The sequence below is a fragment of the Pseudomonas sp. PDM22 genome (assembly GCF_014851965.1).
In the GTDB taxonomy this organism is placed as follows: Bacteria; Pseudomonadota; Gammaproteobacteria; order Pseudomonadales; family Pseudomonadaceae; genus Pseudomonas.
Genome location: NZ_JACVAR010000001.1, coordinates 1,114,391 through 1,129,313, shown reverse-complemented (window position 1 = coordinate 1,129,313; position 14,923 = coordinate 1,114,391). Strand labels below are relative to the sequence as shown.

The following is a 14,923-nucleotide window of genomic DNA, read 5'->3' as shown; positions in this document are numbered from 1 at the left end:
GCCATGCCCGCGACCGTCTCCGGTGCGTGTCCATCCGGTGAGCCCAGTGCCGATCTGGCGCCGGCCTTGCCGGCGGATCGCGCGCATGGCCCGCTCCTACGGTGGAGCCCGAGCTGTCTGCGATTGACTCAGCGCCGCTCCGCTCGATCAGGCGGCTGGTTGCGCCTCACCGCCAGCAATCGCTCACACTGCCGGTGCCGCTGCTGCCCTTCTGGCCCTGGGCGGTCAGGGTCAGGTGCGTGCACTTGCTATCGGTGAAGGTCGGGTTGGCCGTCAGCGTGTAGCCGCCGTCGCTGCTGCCTCCGCCCACCGTCAGGGTATACAGGCCGGTGGGGGAGGTGACGGTGCTGCCACTGGTGCCAGCCAGCTTCAGGTTGGCCACCGCAGCCTGGTCGGTGACGTAGCCGGATACCGAGTTGAGCGCATACCAGCGCTCTTCCTGCGACGCGGCCTGGTTGAGCAGGGCCTGGCCTTCCGCGCGTTTGCCGCGCAGCACGTATTCCTGGTAGCTGGGGTAGGCTACGGCGGCGAGGATCGCCACGATCGCCACCACCACCATGAGCTCCATCAGGGTGAAGCCTTTTTGCCGGTAGTGCCTGTTCATTCCTGTTCCTTGATGTTCAGCCAGTTCTGCCGCCCGGAGCTGGCGCCGCTGGTTGCCACGCTGACGCAGCCGTCGCTGCCGCAGGCGTTGACGTTGCTGCTGCTGGCGCTGGTGCTGCCGACCGTGAAGCCGCCCTTGAGGCCGGACATCTGCAAGGCGGAGACGACGCTGCCGTTGTACAGATCGTTGTCGTCCACCACGCCGTCGTTGTTCAGGTCCAGGGTGGCGAAATCGGTGGCGCCGCCGGTATACGGGTCGAGCGACATCAGCCAGGTGGTGACGCCGTCGGCGCAGGGGTCTTCGTTGGGTGTCAGGGTGCTGGCGAGCAGCACGCCGGAGGTGGCATAGGGGTTGTTGACCACCATTTCGCCGGTGGCGGGCAGGTCCAGGTACCAGCCGTACTGCGAGACGTTGCCGCTGCTGTCGTACCAGGTGACGGCGTTGTCGCTGACGGTGCGGATGGTCTGGGTCACCGCCGTGCCGTTGTTGTCGAAGGACGTGGTCACTTCGCTCTGGGTGATGGTCTGCTGCTGCAGCTTGCTGCGGCTGAGCGTGGGCGTACTGGTGGCGGCCTCGCCGGCGGTCTGCCGGTCCCAGATGCCATAGAGGCCCATGATCTGGGTGGAGTTGGGGTCGGCGTCGTCGGACTCGATGTACTTGCCGGTGCCGAAGATCACCAGGTAGCCGGTGCCGGAGCTGTGCTTGACCAGGTAGGGCGCGCTGGTGATGGGTTGCACCTGCCCGGCCGTAGTCGTCGCGCTGTACAGCGGCGAGCCGCCGAAGCCGACGCGGAAGCTGCTGGCGGTGGTGCTGGCGGTGAGGCTGCCGGAGCTGGTCAGGTCGAAGCGCCAGAGGTTGCCGTGCAGGTCACCGGCATAGACGTAGTCGGTGATCAGGTCACCGTTGATATCGGCGGCGCGCGGGGTGGCCAGGCCATTGGCGGTGGTCTTGCCGTCGCTGACGGTAAGGGCCTTGATCAGGCTGCCGTCCTTGACGTCCATCAGGTAGAGCACGGCCTTGTCGTTGGCGCCGTTGTACCCGTTGCCCAGGATCACCGCCCAGGTGCCGTTGTGCAGCAGGCTGATGGTCGGCCGCGAATAGGTGAAGCCCAGCTCGCTGTAATCGCTGTCGCTGTAACTCTTCTCCCAGAGGAGCTTGATGTTGGCCGGGTCGGTGATGTCCAGGGCGAACAGCGCGCGGCCGCCGCCGCGCAGGGTGCCGACCAGCACGGTGTGCCAGGCGTTGTCGTAATAGACATCGGCGGTGACCGGCGAGCCGTCCACGTAATACTGGTGGGTGGCGCTGGTGTAGTCGCTGTCGGTGAGCTTGTAGAGGTTGCTGATCACCGCGCTGGGCACGTAGGCGAAGACTTCCTTACCGTCGGCATCGAAGGCATGCAGCATGCCGTCGTTGGCGCCGACATAGAGGCGCGTGGGGCGCGCGCTCCAGGTGCTCTTGAAGGTGGTGTAGGAGGTGTCGGTGCTGCTGACGGTGGCATTCATCAGCGAGGCCAGGCGGTTGGGTGGGCCCACCAGTACCGGCGAAGAATCGATGATGTCGCCCAGCACGGTGCTGCGAGTACGCAGCAGTGTGCCTTCGTTGCTGCGGTCGCCACGCAGGTAGGCCACGCGCTTCTCGCCATTGCTGTCGATGACGCTGGCGAGGGTCTTGTTGAGGGTGGTCTGCTGCGCGCTGCTGAGGTTGCTCCAGGTGAAATCCTTGAGCGTCCCGGCGGTGCTGCCGGCCATCTTCACCGTGCGCGTGGACCAGGCGCTGTTGCCGCTGCCGTAGGTGCTGTCCATCACGTCCTGGGCGCTCCAGACCGAGGTCTGGCTGCCGTTGGCGGTGTTCTGCAGGTACTTGATCAGGTCGCCGCTCCAGTCGGTGCTGGCGAACTTCGGGGTATAGCTGTACAGCTCGCTGTCGGCGGTGCTGCTGTCGGCATTGAGCAGCGGCGAGCTGACCAGCGCCGGTGCGGCGCCGGAGTCCTCGCGCTGGGAGATGCGGTTGACCACGTTCTGCAGGGCGGAGACCAGGTCATCCGGCGAGTCGACGCTGAAGAACTCGCCACGGGAGTCGACCGCCGCGTGCCACAGGTCGTAGACGTTGTTGGCGCTGCCTGACGAAGCCGCGGGCCAGCTCAGGGTGCCGGCGGCCAGTTTGCTGTAGTCGCCGGAGTAGGTGGCGCCGCCCCAGGCCGGGTTGGTCAGGCTGGTGGTCAGGCCCAGGCCGACGAAGTAGCTGACCATGTGCTGCCAGGTCGCCGGATCGTTCTTCGGGTTCCAGTACTGGGTGGTGGCGTTGCTGCTGCTCTCGGCGATGTAGGTGCTGACGTTGTTGGCGATGTTCGGCTGGGCGTCGGTGGCCCAGTACTTGAACGCCAGGTCGGCGAGGGTGTTGGAGGCGCTGTCCTTGTACGGTGCGCGTGCACTGTAGGTCTGGCCGTCGGGCAGGGTGCGGCCGGTGCTGTCCCAGTCGCCGTGGCTGCCGGCGGTGTTCCAGATGCCGTCGGTGAGGGTGATGCTGTAGCTCGCCCGGCAGCTGTACAGCGGTGTTTCGCTGCTGCCGATGGAGTAGGCATAGGGGCTGTACTTGCCGGTGACGCTGAGCAGCGAGCCGACGCGGTCGACGGCATCCAGCAGCGGGGTGCCCTGGTTGAAGTAGATGTCGCCGAGCCACTCGAAGAACTTGGCCCGGTGCGCGCCGGAGAAGGTGCCCAGGCGGTTGTCGTAGTAGCTGCTGCTGGTGTTGCTCAGCCCGCGGCAGTTGTAGCTCGACAGGTACGAGCTGCTGGTGATGCAGGTGTCGCTGGTGCCCAGGGCCTGCCAGCTGAGGCGGGTGTTCTCCGGCAGCGAGACGAAGGCGAGGTTGGCGCCGGACTGGGTCGCCAGCTCACGGTTGCGGTAGAAGCTGTACCAGTTGGCGAAGTTCTGCCGCTCGTCACTGCCGTTGGTGCCGGAGGTGGAGGACACGGTCACCAGCTTGTAGCAGTTGTCGTCGTTGACGTTGCTGCTGCAGCCGCTGAGCGCAGTGTTGTAGACGTAGTAGTACGCCGGCACTGCGGTTTTGGTGCGGTCCGGGTAAGTGATGGTGCTCGTCTGGGTAGTGGTCGCGGTCGATGTCACCGTGTAGGTGGTTTTGCCGCCGCTGGTGACGTAGGAGCAGCTGGCAGTCGAGTAGCTGACGGCGGTGGTGGTGCTGGTGGTGCTGCCGTCGCTGTTGGTGGTCGAGGTGCTGCTGGATTTCGGGTTGGTGACCGTGGCCGTGCAGCTGTTGCTCTTGGTGGTGACGGTGTAGGTGCCGCCGCCGGTGAGCGAGCCCGATTTGCTGGTGCTGGAGGAGGTGGCGGACGAGCTGCTGGTGGTGCTGGCGAGTTGGGTACTGCTCGAACTGAAGTCCGACGACGGGTTCGCCGCCAGGTAGTAGACCTTGTCCGGGCTGTTGTAGGACGTGTAGCCGGTGTAGGTCCAGTAGGTGCTGTCGGTGGTCGCGCGAGCGGTGTCGTACTCCCAGGAGACCTTGTACGCCGAGCTCAGGTCGAAGCTGCCCTTGGCGCTCTTGAAGCCGTTCACGTAGGCCGTGGTGAAGCTGGTGGTCAGCGGCGTGTAGGTGGTGCTGGCATTGCTGTAGCTGACGCTGTAGGGCGCCTGGTAGGTGACGTTGGGGTTGTAGTACAGCGGGTTGAAGGTCGACGACTTGGCGCGTCGGCTGGTACGCACCTGGTCGGCGGTATAGCCGTTGTAGGTGCTGCCGGTTGTGGGGTTCATGCCATCGGGGGCGAAGCTCCAGCGCATGCTGTTGGAGTTGTCGATGGTCACCATGATGTTCGGCGCCACGCCCTCGGTGAGGAACAGCGGCTGCTGGCTCAGCGTCAGGGTCGCGGCATCGGTGGGCAGCGCGGTGGCCAGCAGCAGGCCGCCGAACAGGTACGGCAGGAAGGGCTGGGCGGGACGTCGGCTCACGTCGGGCTCCTCAGTAGTAACGACGGATGGTGACGGTCTGCAGCACGCTCATCAGGCGCTGTCCGTCGGCGCGGGCGGCAGCGCTCACCCGGTAGTAATGCGGCCCGCGCCCCTGGGAGCGTTCGTCGGGGTCGGTGATCTGCACGTTGCCGTTGGAGTCGGCCGGGTCGAAGGCGATGTAGGCGGCGTTCCAGCGTGGCACCGGGTCGAAGGTGGAGCTGCCGTCCATGCCCAGGTAGGCGATGGAGGTGGCGTCGCTGCTCCACCAGTCGGCGCTGGCCTTGGCGTTGGAGGAGTACTTGTCGCTGACCAGGATGCACAGGTTGGCGTGTTGCGCGACGCTGGAGGCGCAGTTCGCCGACCCCTGGTCCAGGCTGGTCTGCGCGGCCAGGCGGCGCTCACCCTCGCGCAGCGCCGACTCGGCGGCCGCCCGCGAATGCTGCTGCTCGCTGAGGTTGCCGATGATGCGGGTCTCGGTGGTGGTACCGCGCATGCTGCTCAGGGCGATCAGGGTGCCGAGCAGCAGCATCACCAGGGCGATGACCAGGGTGGCGCCGCGTTGCGCGCGCAGGGTGTGTCGTGGGCTCATGGCATCAGGTTCCGCAGCATCACGCTGCCTTGGGCGATCTGGTAGACGTAGGCGGTGTTCTCGCTGAGGGTCGCGCCGCTGAGGGTTTTCCAGCGGCTGGCGATATCGCTGCTCATGCCGCCACGGGTCGACGCGCCGGTGGCGAGCAGAGCGGCGTAGCTGACCGCCTGGCTGTCATCGCTGCTGGCGGGCAGGGCGAACAGCGCAAAGCCCGCCACGCCCTTGATCAGCGTCTGCTCGGTGGCGCCCTGGGCCGTGCAGGTAAGGGTGCCGTCCGCCGGCGTGCTGCCGGCTACATAGCCGATGCGCGTGAGCACGCGTGTACCGCGCGGGATGAACGTGCCCAGGCAGTCGTACTGGTTGCCATTGGAGCCGGCGACTTCCGTGGTGCTATCGCTGGCGCCTTGGTAGCGCAGGCAGACGCCCTTGCCGTCGCTGCTGGCCTGGTAGGTCTGGCCGGCCTTGAAGGACGGGCAGCCGTTGCTGCTGGCCAGCGCGGGGAAGGCCACTTCCAGGCTGTCCTGGGGCAGGTAGCGATAGCCGGTGCGGGCCAATTGCTGGTCCAGCAGCAGGAGTGTGTAGCGGGCGTTTTCCTGATTGCCCAACTGCCCCTGCTGGAACTGGAAGTGCGCCTTGTTGTTGATGTACAGCTCGGTGGCGCCAAGGATCAGCAGGCTGCCGATGGCCAGGGCGACCATCAGCTCGACCAGCGACAGGCCGGCCTGGCGTGCTTGTGCGGGAAATGTTCTTGCGGACATGGCGGACCTCAGAGTTCGCCGCGCAGGCGGTAGATGCACAGGTTGTTGTCGCACTGGCCGCTGGGGTCGTTCCAGGCCAGCTGGATCAGCACGGCGGAGCTGGCGTCGTTGCTGCACGCGCCATCGGACTGGCTGGGGCAGATGGTGAAGCTGGCGCTGAGGATCGAGCTGGTCACCGGCAGCGTCGCCTGCACCGCTTGCAGCCAGCAGGCGAGATCGGCTTTCGCCACGTCGGAGCCGCCATTGCCGCGCTCGCGAGTGGCGCAATCGCTGCGCGAAGCGTTGGCGAAGGCCGTGCCGGCGACCTTGTAGTAGGCCGAGCTGCTGCTGAATTGGTGGGTGGCGCTCAAGGCATCCTTGGGGTTGCTGCGCATCTGCTCGAGCAACTGCTGGGCGAGCATGATCGCTTCGTTGCGCTGCACCGCATCCTGCGTGTAACGCAGGCTCTTGCCTTGCAGTGCCGCCATGCCCAGGGCGCCGACGCTGACGAGCAGCAGGCTGATCAGCACTTCCAGCAGGCTGAAACCTCGGTGGGCGCGTCTCATGACGAGCACTCCGTGGTGGTGCTGGTGATCTGCCCGCTGCTGGAGATGCTCAGCAGACGGCCGCTGCTGCTGCCGCTGCTGGGGCACAGACGGATGCTCTGTGCAGCGCCATTGAGCGTGCCGGCGGCGCGGAAGGTCAGGCTGCTGGCGCTGCCAGTGGCGGTCACCGCACTGCCGCCGTTGATGCCCTCGCTGCCGTATTGGCGCAGGGTTTCGCTGCTGGTGGCGACACTCAGCGCACCGACCCAGTTGCCGCTGCTGGCGGTGACCGTCACCGCGCTGGCGCGGGTGATGGCCTCGCTGCGGGCGTATTGCAGCAGGTGAGCCAGTTCGCCGCTGGCGGCGTCGACCTTGTTGCGCTGGATCAGGTCGCCGAACATCGGCGCGGCCAGGGTTGAGAGGATGGCCAGGACGGCCAGGGTGACCATCAGTTCGACCAGGGTGAAGCCTGGGCTTGGGGCGTTTGCCGGCATGGCGGGTTCCGACGTTGAGCCGGAGATTCCCGGCGAATGGCGCGCAGGGATACGTGATGCGTGTATGGGGAATTTAGAGGTTGTGTATCAGCGCTGAGATAAAGGCGTGGGCGGTCGAAATATGCGTATGAATGGTCTGTCAGAAGACCACTCAGATGACGAACTGGCGTGCCGATCCTGCAGGCGGGCCCCGACGTAGGATGGCGTGGAGCGAAGCGATACCCATCGATCTCGTCCACCGGCAGCATGGGTATCGCTGCGCTCCACCCATCCTGCACGGCAGCTCCGGATGTACCGGTGGCGGAGCTGCTCAACGAAAAAGCCCCGCATCAGCGGGGCTTTTTTTCAGTGCGCCGGAGCCGGCGCGGTGGCTTCGCCGGGTTTCTTGTCCGGCTTGGCCAGCAGCGTGTACACGCAGGGCAGTACGAACAGGGTGAACAGCGTACCGACGCTCATGCCGGTGGCGATCACCACGCCGATGTCGAAGCGGCTCACCGCGCCGGCGCCGGTGGCGAGCAGCAGCGGGATCACCCCGAGCACCATGGCCGCAGTGGTCATCAGCACCGGGCGCAGGCGAATCGCCGCGGCTTCCTCCACGGCCTCGCGCACCGACAGCCCACGCTCATGGCGCAGCTGGTTGGCGAACTCGACGATGAGGATGCCGTGCTTGCTGATCAGCCCGATCAGCGTCACCAGCCCGACTTGGGTGTAGATGTTCAGGCTCGACAGGCCAAGGAACAGCGGGATCAGCGCACCGCAGATCGACAGCGGCACGGTGACCATGATCACCAGCGGATCGCGGAAGCTCTCGAACTGCGCCGCCAGCACCAGGAAGATCACTGCCAGTGCCAGGGCGAAGGTGATCATCAGCGCACTGCCTTCCTGCACGAACTGCCGCGAGGCGCCGGCGTAGTCGAAGGAGAAGCCGCGCGGCGACTCCTGCTCGGCGATGCCGCGCACCGTGTCGATGGCCTCGCCCATGCTGACCATCGGCACACCGGAGATGATCGCCGAGTTGAGCTGCTGGAACTGGTTGAGCTGGCGCGGGCGCGCACGCTCGTGGAAGGTCACCAGGGTGGACAGCGAGATCAGCTGGCCGCTCTGGCTCTTCACGTAGTAGTTGTTCAGCCAGCTCGGGTTGTCGCGGTAGGCGCGCTCGACCTGGGCGATCACCTTGTAGCTGCGCCCGTCGATGGTGAAGCGGTTGATCTCGCCCTCACCCAGCAGGGCGCCCAGAGCGACGCCCAGGTCCTGCATGGACACGCCCATCTGCGCAGCCTTGGCGCGGTCGATATCGACGACCAGTTCGGGCTTGTCGAAGGCCAGGTCGAGGTCGAGGAAGGCGAACTTGCCCGACTCCTCCGCGCGCTTCTTCACCCGCTCGGCCACTTGCAGCAGCGACTGGTAGTCGCTGGCGGTGTTGATCACGAACTGGAACGGCAGGCCCTCGCCGGTGCCCGGCAGCGACGGCAGGTTGAAGCCGAAGATCTGCAGGCCGGGGATCTTGTCCAGCTCGCCCTGCACCGCGTGGAGCAGTTCCATCTGGCTGCGGTCACGCTCGTCCCAGGGCTTGAGCAACATGCCACCGATGCCGGTCTGCACGCCGTTGTAGCCGTTGATCTGGAACGCCGAATAGTACTCGGGGAACTTGCGGAAGATGCCTTCGAACTCGGCGGTGTACTTCGACAGGTAGTCGAGGTTCGCCGTCTGCGGCGCGTTGGCCATGATGAAGACGATGCCCTGGTCCTCCTCCGGCGCCAGTTCCTTGTGGGTGAACATCATCAGCAGCGGGATGATCGCCAGCACCAGCAGGGCGAAGACGATCACCACCGGGCGGCTGTTCAGCGTGCCGTGCAGCGCACGCTGGTAGCGCACTTTCAGGCCTTCGAAGATCAGGTCCAGGCGATGGGCCAGGCCGCTGGGGTTCTCGTCGTGGCGCAGCAGGCGCGAGCACATCATCGGCGACAGCGTCAGCGCGACGATGCCGGAGATGATCACCGCGCCGGCCAGGGTGAAGGCGAACTCCTTGAACAGCGCGCCGGTGAGGCCGCTGAGGAAACCGATGGGGGCGTACACCGCGGCCAGGGTGATGGTCATGGTCACCACCGGCACGGCGATTTCCCGCGCGCCCTCGATGGCGCCCTGGAACGGCGACTTGCCCTCTTCGATGTGGCGGTGGATGTTCTCCACCACCACGATGGCGTCGTCCACCACCAGGCCGATGGCGAGCACCATGGCCAGGAGCGTCAGCAGGTTGATCGAGTAGCCCATCACCTGCATGAAGAACAGCACGCCGATCATCGACAGCGGGATGGTCACCACCGGGATGATCACCGAGCGGAACGCGCCGAGGAACAGGAACACCACCACGATGACGATCAGGATCGCTTCGCCCAGGGTCTTCACCACCTCGTCGATGGACGCCTGGATGAAGCGCGTGGCGTCGTAGGCGATGGACACCTGCAGGCCCGGCGGCAGCTGCTCTTCCAGCTCCGGCATCTTGGCGCGGACTTCCTTGATCACGTCCAGCGGGTTGGAGCTGGGCGTGCCCTTGATGCCGATGTACACCGACGGGATGCCGTTGAACGAGCTGACCGCGTCGTAGCTCGCCGCACCCAGTTCGATGCGCGCCACGTCGCCCATCAGCACGCGGCGGTCGCCCGCAGTCTTCAGCGGAATGGCGGCGAAGGCTTCCGGGGATTTCAGGTCGGTGGAGGCGTTCACCGAGGTGACCACCATTTCGCCCTTCACCTCGCCGGCGGCGGAGAGGAAGTTGTATTGGCGCACCGCGTCGGCCACGTCACCGGCGGTGATGCCGTAGGCGGCCATCTTCACCGGGTCCAGCCACAGGCGCATGGCGAACACCTGGTTGCCGAGGATTTCGGCTTCGGAAATACCCGGCAGGGTGGCGAGCTTGGGCTGGATCACCCGCGACAGGTAGTCGGTGATCTGCGGGTTGTTCATCTGCTCGCTGAAGAAGCTGATGTACATCAGCGCCGAGGCGTCGGCGGCTTCCTTGTCCAGTACCGGGTCTTCCGCATCGGGCGGCAGCTGGGTCTTCACCTCGCCGATCTTCGACAACAGCTCGGTGACCAGGCGATCGGAGTTGGCGCCGATGTGCGCGTAGATCGAGATCACCGAGTAGTTCTGCCGGCTCACCGAGGTCATGTAGTCGATGCCTTCGGCGCTGGCGAGGCTCTGCTGCAGCGGCTGGGTGATGTAGCCCTGGATGGTTTCGGCGTTGGCGCCGGCATAGAAGGTGGTGACGGTGATCAGCGCGTTTTCCATCTGCGGATATTCGCGGATCACCAGCTTGCTGAAGGCCTGCATGCCGAGCAGGACGATCAGCAAGCTGACCACGGTCGCCAGCACGGGGCGACGGATGAAGGGATCGGTGAAGCCCATAAGCTCAATCCTTTGTATTCGGATTTGCTGCGCGTCGGCCATGCGGCGTTGGAGGGAATCGTCGAAATGCTCATTGGCTACAGCCAACTCCGCTTTCGCCAATTCCCTCCGCCTTGCCTGGCTCTAGCTCGCGAAATCCGGGCAGAGCGGTTGTCTCTGGTTGCCCTCGCCGGTGGCGAGGGCACTGCTGTGCGATTACTGCGGGTCCTTGACGATGGCCACGGCGGTGCCGTTGTCCAGCTTGAGCTGGCCGGAGGTCACTACTTCTTCGCCGGCCTTCAGGCCCTCGAGGATCACCACGCTGCCTTCGCGGCGCTCGCCGGTCTTCACGAAGCGGCGCTCGACATCCAGCTTCGGCGCGTCGGCCTTGGCGTCTTCCGCCTTTTCGCCGTCCTTGGGCTTGTGCGGCACCACCACGTACACCGAGTTGCCGTACAGGGTGAAGGCCACCGCGGTTTCAGGCACCACGATGCGCGGCGCGCTGTCCGGCAACTGCACTTCCAGGTTGGCGAACATGCCCGGCAGCAGCTTGCCGTCGGGGTTGGCCATGCTGGCGCGGACCAGCAGGTTGCGCGTCTGGTTGTCCACGCGCGGGCTGATGGCGTCGATCTGCGCGTCGAAGCTCTGGCCCGGATAGGCCGCCACGCGCACCACGACTTTCTGCCCGCGCTTGAGCAGCGGGAAGTCCTGTTCGGGCAGGAAGAAGTCCACCTGCAAGGTCGTCAGGTCCTGCAGGGTGACGATCTCGGTGCCCGGGGAAACGTAGTCGCCGACGTCCACCTGGCGGATGCCGATGGTGCCGGAGAAGGGCGCGAGGATGCGCTTCTTCGCCAGCGCCGCGCGCAGTTGCGCGACGGTGGCGGTGGAGCGGTTCAGCTGGGCGGCGAGGCGGTCGTACTCGCTCTTGGAAATGGCCTGGCGGCCCACCAGGCTCTTGCCGCGCTCGTACTCGACCTGGGCCAGCCCGAGGTCCGCTTCGGCGGTGCGCAGGGTGGCCTGCTCGACATCGGATTCGAGTTGCACCACCGGCTGACCGACCTTGACCTTGTCGCCGGAGACGAACTGCACCGCGCTGACCGTACCGGAAACCTCGGCGGTCAGGGTCACGCCCTGGATCGCGCGCAAGGTGCCGATGGCCTGCAGGCGGCTCTGCCAGTCGCGCTCTTCGGCGTTGGCTGCGTTCACGCTCACCGGCGGACGCGGCGCCGAGAACATGGCAATCTGTTTCTTGATGGAGAGGTATTTCGAGCCGGCGAGCACCGCAACGATGACGGCAACTACGCCCAGCATGATCAGCATGCGGCGCAACATCTTCCTGTTCCTTGGTACGTGCCTGGCAGCAATCGGGCGCGATCGCTCGCCCACAAGTTGCCGGGCGGCCTTCCGTTCGCGCAGATATCGATCAGGCTTTGAAGCCGATACGGGGGACGCCCCATTGCGGGGCGGAATTGCGCACCTTATGCCTGAATGCGCGGCGAGTCAAAGGCCTGCGATTACAAGAGGTTTCCCACGAAAAGTAAGGTTGTTTGCCGCAGATACGCGCTGAATCGGTGCAGCAGACGGATCCGGGAAGGGTGCCACATCCCTGTGGCACAAGTGGATCAGGCGCTGAGCTTGCGGGTGACGTCCGCCAGTTCACCGGAGAGGCCGTGCAAATGCCGGCTTGCACCCTGGGTACGCACCACGTTTTCCTCGTTGGTGGCGCCGATGGCGGTGATCTCGGTGAGGTTGCGCGAGATGTCCTCGGCGACCGAGGTCTGCTCCTCGGCGGCGGTGGCGATCTGGCGGTTCATGTCGCGGATCGCTTCCACCGCATGGGTGATGCTGCGCAACACTTCGCCGGCCTGGGTGACGCGCTCCACGCCCTGTTCGCTGCGGGTCTGGCCGCTCTCGATGGCGCGCAGGGCGTTCACCGAGCCGGTCTGCACGGTATCGATGATCTGGTGGATCTCGGCGGTGGACTCGGCGGTGCGCTGGGCCAGGGTGCGGACCTCGTCGGCGACCACGGCGAAGCCACGGCCGGCTTCACCGGCGCGGGCGGCCTCGATGGCGGCGTTGAGGGCCAGCAGGTTGGTCTGGTCGGCGATGCCGCGGATCACTTCGAGCACCTTGCCGATGCGTCCGCTGTCGCTTTCCAGGCGGCGGATGACTTCGGCGGTGTTGGCGATCTCATTGCTCATCTCGGTGATGGTGACGATGGTGGTCTTCATCACTTCGCCGCCTTCCTGGGCGTGCTGGTCGGCATCGTCGGCGGCGCGGGCGGCGTCGGAGGCGTGGCGGGCGACTTCCTGGGCGGTGGCGGACATCTCGTGCATCGCCGTGGCTACCTGGTCGGTGCGCGAGAACTGCTCGCGGGTGCCTTCGGCCATCAGGGTGGCGATGGCGTTCAGCTCGCCGCTGGCGGTGTCCAGTTCGGTGGTGCTGTGTTTCAGGCGGGTGAAGGTCTCGGCCAGGAAGTCGCGCAAGGTATTGGCGGCGCGGGCCAGGCGGCCCAGTTCATCGCGGCGGCTGGCGTCGACGCGCTCGCCGAAGTTGCCTTCGCTGAGCAGGGCGATGTGTTCGATCAGGCGGGCGATCGGGCCGATCAGGTTGCGGTTGACCAGCCACAGACTCAGCAGGCCCAGCGCGATGCCGGAGATCAGCAGGATCAGGCTGCCGCTGATGACGGTGCTGTGGGCGCTGGCGGAGATGTTCCCGGCTTCTTCCTGGGCATCGCGGTGCAGGCTGTCCACCAGGGCGGCCATCTGCTCGCTGGCGGCGCGGTCGATGCCTTTCACCGCGGCGTCACCGGTGCGCGGGTCGCTGCCGGCGGCGAGGTAGGCGTCGCGGCCCTTGCGGTAGGCCTGGCCGAGCTGGCGGTGTTCGTCGCGCAGGCGGCTGACCTGGGCCTTGAGCTGCGGCTCGGCGGCGGCGTTCTGCTCCAGGCGACCGAGCACGTCCTGCACGACGCGTTCCTGGTCCTCGAACTGGCCCCAGTACTTGGTCAGGTCAGCCGGCTGCTGGCCGCGCAGCAGGACGTTCTTCCATTCCTGCACCTGGACCTTGAAGGCCAGGTTCGCCTGGTCGACCAGTTGCGAGGACTGCAGCGGACCGTCCAGCAGGCGCTGGTAGGCGCCGACGCTGCCGGAGAGGAAGTGGAAGCAGGCGAGGGCGATCAGCAGCACGAGCAGCAGGCTGCCGCCCAGCAGCGAAAGGATCTGGGTACGCAGGGAAGTGTTGGGGGACATCTTGGTTTACGCCTCTAAGACGCAGGGTGGGAATCGGTCAGCCTTTGCATCGGCCGCATGGGTGTCTTCCTGAGTCCAGGGAGACGAGTGGTAGAGGTTTCAGATGCTCTGGGACGGGCGTTCTGGCGAATGTCGAGTGAGCGACTGAGCACACCCGTAGGAGCGCGCCATGCGCGCGATCGCGGGCGTGGCCCGCTCCTGCAAGGGAATGCCGGCGCTCAACCAGCGTTCACCGATCCTGTTCAGGCCAGGTGCAGGTGGTTGTCCCAGAAGGCCGGGGGCAGGTCCAGTGGGGTGCCGGCGATGCGCTCGCTGCGGCAGTCGTAGAAGCGGCAGCGGCCCTGGCCTGAGGTGACGACGAAGCCGTCCTTCACCGCGCCGACACCGGCGCAGTCGGGCAGCGGCGCGTCCAGGCGCACGGCGCCGGAGTCCAGGTCCCAGATGAAGAAGCGGTTGCCGCGCGGGGCGGTCAGGGCGACCAGGCGCAGGTCGTTGTGCACGGCGACGCTGGCGGTGTACTGGGTCATCGCCAGGCGCTGCTCGTCGGCCAGCGGGAAGGCCTGGAAGGCCTCGCCGGGGCGCTTGATGGCGAGCAGGTCGGCGCGGTCATGGGAGTCGCCCATGTATTGCTGGCCGGCGACTATGGTTCCGTCCGCGGCGATGGCCAGGTGGCGCACGCTGTTCATCTGCTGCGGCAGGGTTTCCCTGGAGATCAGCGCGCCGTCGCGCTGCATCAGCACCAGGCTCGGCTCCATGGCGTCGAGGTTCATCTCAACGCGGCTTTCGGCTTCGGTACGGATGCCGCCGTTGGCCACCACCAGGGTTTCGCCATCGGGCATCCAGGACACCTGGTGCGGACCGAGGCCGTGGGTGGAAACCTCGCCGGTGTGGTTCAGGCGCTCGCCATCGAAGCGGTACACGCCGAGCAGGCCGCGACCCGGATCGGTGGTGTCGTTTTCGGTGGCGTAGAGCCACTCGCCGTCCTTGTGCCAAACGCCGTGGCCGTAGAAGTGGCGGTCGGCCTGCGAATCGACGGTCTGCAGCAGGCGGCCGTCATTCAGGTCGATCAGGTAGCTTTGCCGGCCGGGGCGGCGGGCGACGAACAGCGCCAGCGGCAGGCTGGGGTGCTGCACCACGTCGTGGCAGCGCAGGCCGACTTCAGTGGCGAAGGCGCAACTGCCGTCCAGGCGATAGCCCACGGCATAGTGCTTGCCATCCGCGTCGTCACGGGCGGACAGCACCAGGGGCTCCTTGCCCTTGCGTGACAGCGTCCAGCCGCCGAAGGTCAGGGCGCCGAGCAGCAGACTGCCCAGGCCGATCACGTGACGTCGCAACATGGCTTTCACCTCTATCACTTCCT

10 protein-coding genes are annotated in these 14,923 nt (G+C 66.2%); all 10 read right to left on the bottom strand.

From position 1 onward, the window contains the following. Positions 1–166: 166 nt before the first annotated feature. Entirely contained in the window at positions 167–604 is a 438-nt protein-coding gene (locus tag IB255_RS05425) for a type IV pilin protein (RefSeq protein WP_081516386.1), read from the bottom strand. Further along, positions 601–4,566: a pilus assembly protein gene (locus IB255_RS31045; RefSeq protein WP_081516385.1), complete on the bottom strand. Its 3,966-nt coding sequence runs from the start codon at positions 4,564–4,566 to the stop codon at positions 601–603. The genes IB255_RS05425 and IB255_RS31045 overlap by 4 nt, the downstream gene beginning before the upstream one ends. Positions 4,567–4,576: 10 nt before the next feature. Beyond that, complete coding sequence (locus IB255_RS30765; RefSeq protein ID WP_081516384.1) at positions 4,577–5,155, bottom strand: PilX N-terminal domain-containing pilus assembly protein; 579 nt, start codon at positions 5,153–5,155, stop codon at positions 4,577–4,579. After that, positions 5,152–5,913, bottom strand: a complete 762-nt coding sequence (locus IB255_RS05410; protein ID WP_081516383.1) for a PilW family protein — start codon at positions 5,911–5,913, stop codon at positions 5,152–5,154. The genes IB255_RS30765 and IB255_RS05410 overlap by 4 nt, the downstream gene beginning before the upstream one ends. Positions 5,914–5,921: 8 nt before the next feature. After that, positions 5,922–6,458 (bottom strand): type IV pilus modification protein PilV, encoded by a 537-nt coding sequence (gene pilV, locus IB255_RS05405; protein ID WP_081516382.1) that lies wholly within the window; start codon positions 6,456–6,458, stop codon positions 5,922–5,924. Further along, the gene (locus IB255_RS05400) at positions 6,455–6,931 is read right to left on the bottom strand and encodes a GspH/FimT family pseudopilin (protein ID WP_081516447.1); all 477 of its coding nucleotides are present in this window, start codon (positions 6,929–6,931) and stop codon (positions 6,455–6,457) included. The genes pilV and IB255_RS05400 overlap by 4 nt, the downstream gene beginning before the upstream one ends. 345 nt (positions 6,932–7,276) lie before the next feature. Beyond that, a complete protein-coding gene (locus tag IB255_RS05395; protein WP_151188304.1) occupies positions 7,277–10,336 on the bottom strand; it encodes a multidrug efflux RND transporter permease subunit in 3,060 nt (1,019 codons plus the stop codon). A gap of 195 nt (positions 10,337–10,531) precedes the next feature. Next, the gene (locus IB255_RS05390; protein ID WP_081516380.1) at positions 10,532–11,647 is read right to left on the bottom strand and encodes an efflux RND transporter periplasmic adaptor subunit; all 1,116 of its coding nucleotides are present in this window, start codon (positions 11,645–11,647) and stop codon (positions 10,532–10,534) included. Positions 11,648–11,937: 290 nt separating this feature from the next. Beyond that, entirely contained in the window at positions 11,938–13,563 is a 1,626-nt protein-coding gene (locus tag IB255_RS05385) for a methyl-accepting chemotaxis protein (protein WP_081516379.1), read from the bottom strand. A gap of 242 nt (positions 13,564–13,805) precedes the next feature. Continuing rightward, positions 13,806–14,900, bottom strand: a complete 1,095-nt coding sequence (locus IB255_RS05380) for a DUF1513 domain-containing protein (RefSeq protein WP_081516446.1) — start codon at positions 14,898–14,900, stop codon at positions 13,806–13,808. Between the last annotated feature and the right edge of the window lie 23 nt (positions 14,901–14,923).

Excerpts from the sequence above, each read along its gene's own strand:
- IB255_RS05425 (WP_081516386.1), bottom strand. The coding sequence starts at position 604 with ATGAACAGGCACTACCGGCAAAAAGGCTTCACCCTGATGGAGCTCATG.
- IB255_RS30765 (WP_081516384.1), bottom strand. The coding sequence starts at position 5,155 with ATGAGCCCACGACACACCCTGCGCGCGCAACGCGGCGCCACCCTGGTC.
- IB255_RS05410 (WP_081516383.1), bottom strand. The coding sequence starts at position 5,913 with ATGTCCGCAAGAACATTTCCCGCACAAGCACGCCAGGCCGGCCTGTCG.
- pilV (WP_081516382.1), bottom strand. The coding sequence starts at position 6,458 with ATGAGACGCGCCCACCGAGGTTTCAGCCTGCTGGAAGTGCTGATCAGC.
- IB255_RS05400 (WP_081516447.1), bottom strand. The coding sequence starts at position 6,931 with ATGCCGGCAAACGCCCCAAGCCCAGGCTTCACCCTGGTCGAACTGATG.
- IB255_RS05395 (WP_151188304.1), bottom strand. The coding sequence starts at position 10,336 with ATGGGCTTCACCGATCCCTTCATCCGTCGCCCCGTGCTGGCGACCGTG.
- IB255_RS05390 (WP_081516380.1), bottom strand. The coding sequence starts at position 11,647 with ATGTTGCGCCGCATGCTGATCATGCTGGGCGTAGTTGCCGTCATCGTT.
- IB255_RS05385 (WP_081516379.1), bottom strand. The coding sequence starts at position 13,563 with ATGTCCCCCAACACTTCCCTGCGTACCCAGATCCTTTCGCTGCTGGGC.
- IB255_RS05380 (WP_081516446.1), bottom strand. The coding sequence starts at position 14,900 with ATGTTGCGACGTCACGTGATCGGCCTGGGCAGTCTGCTGCTCGGCGCC.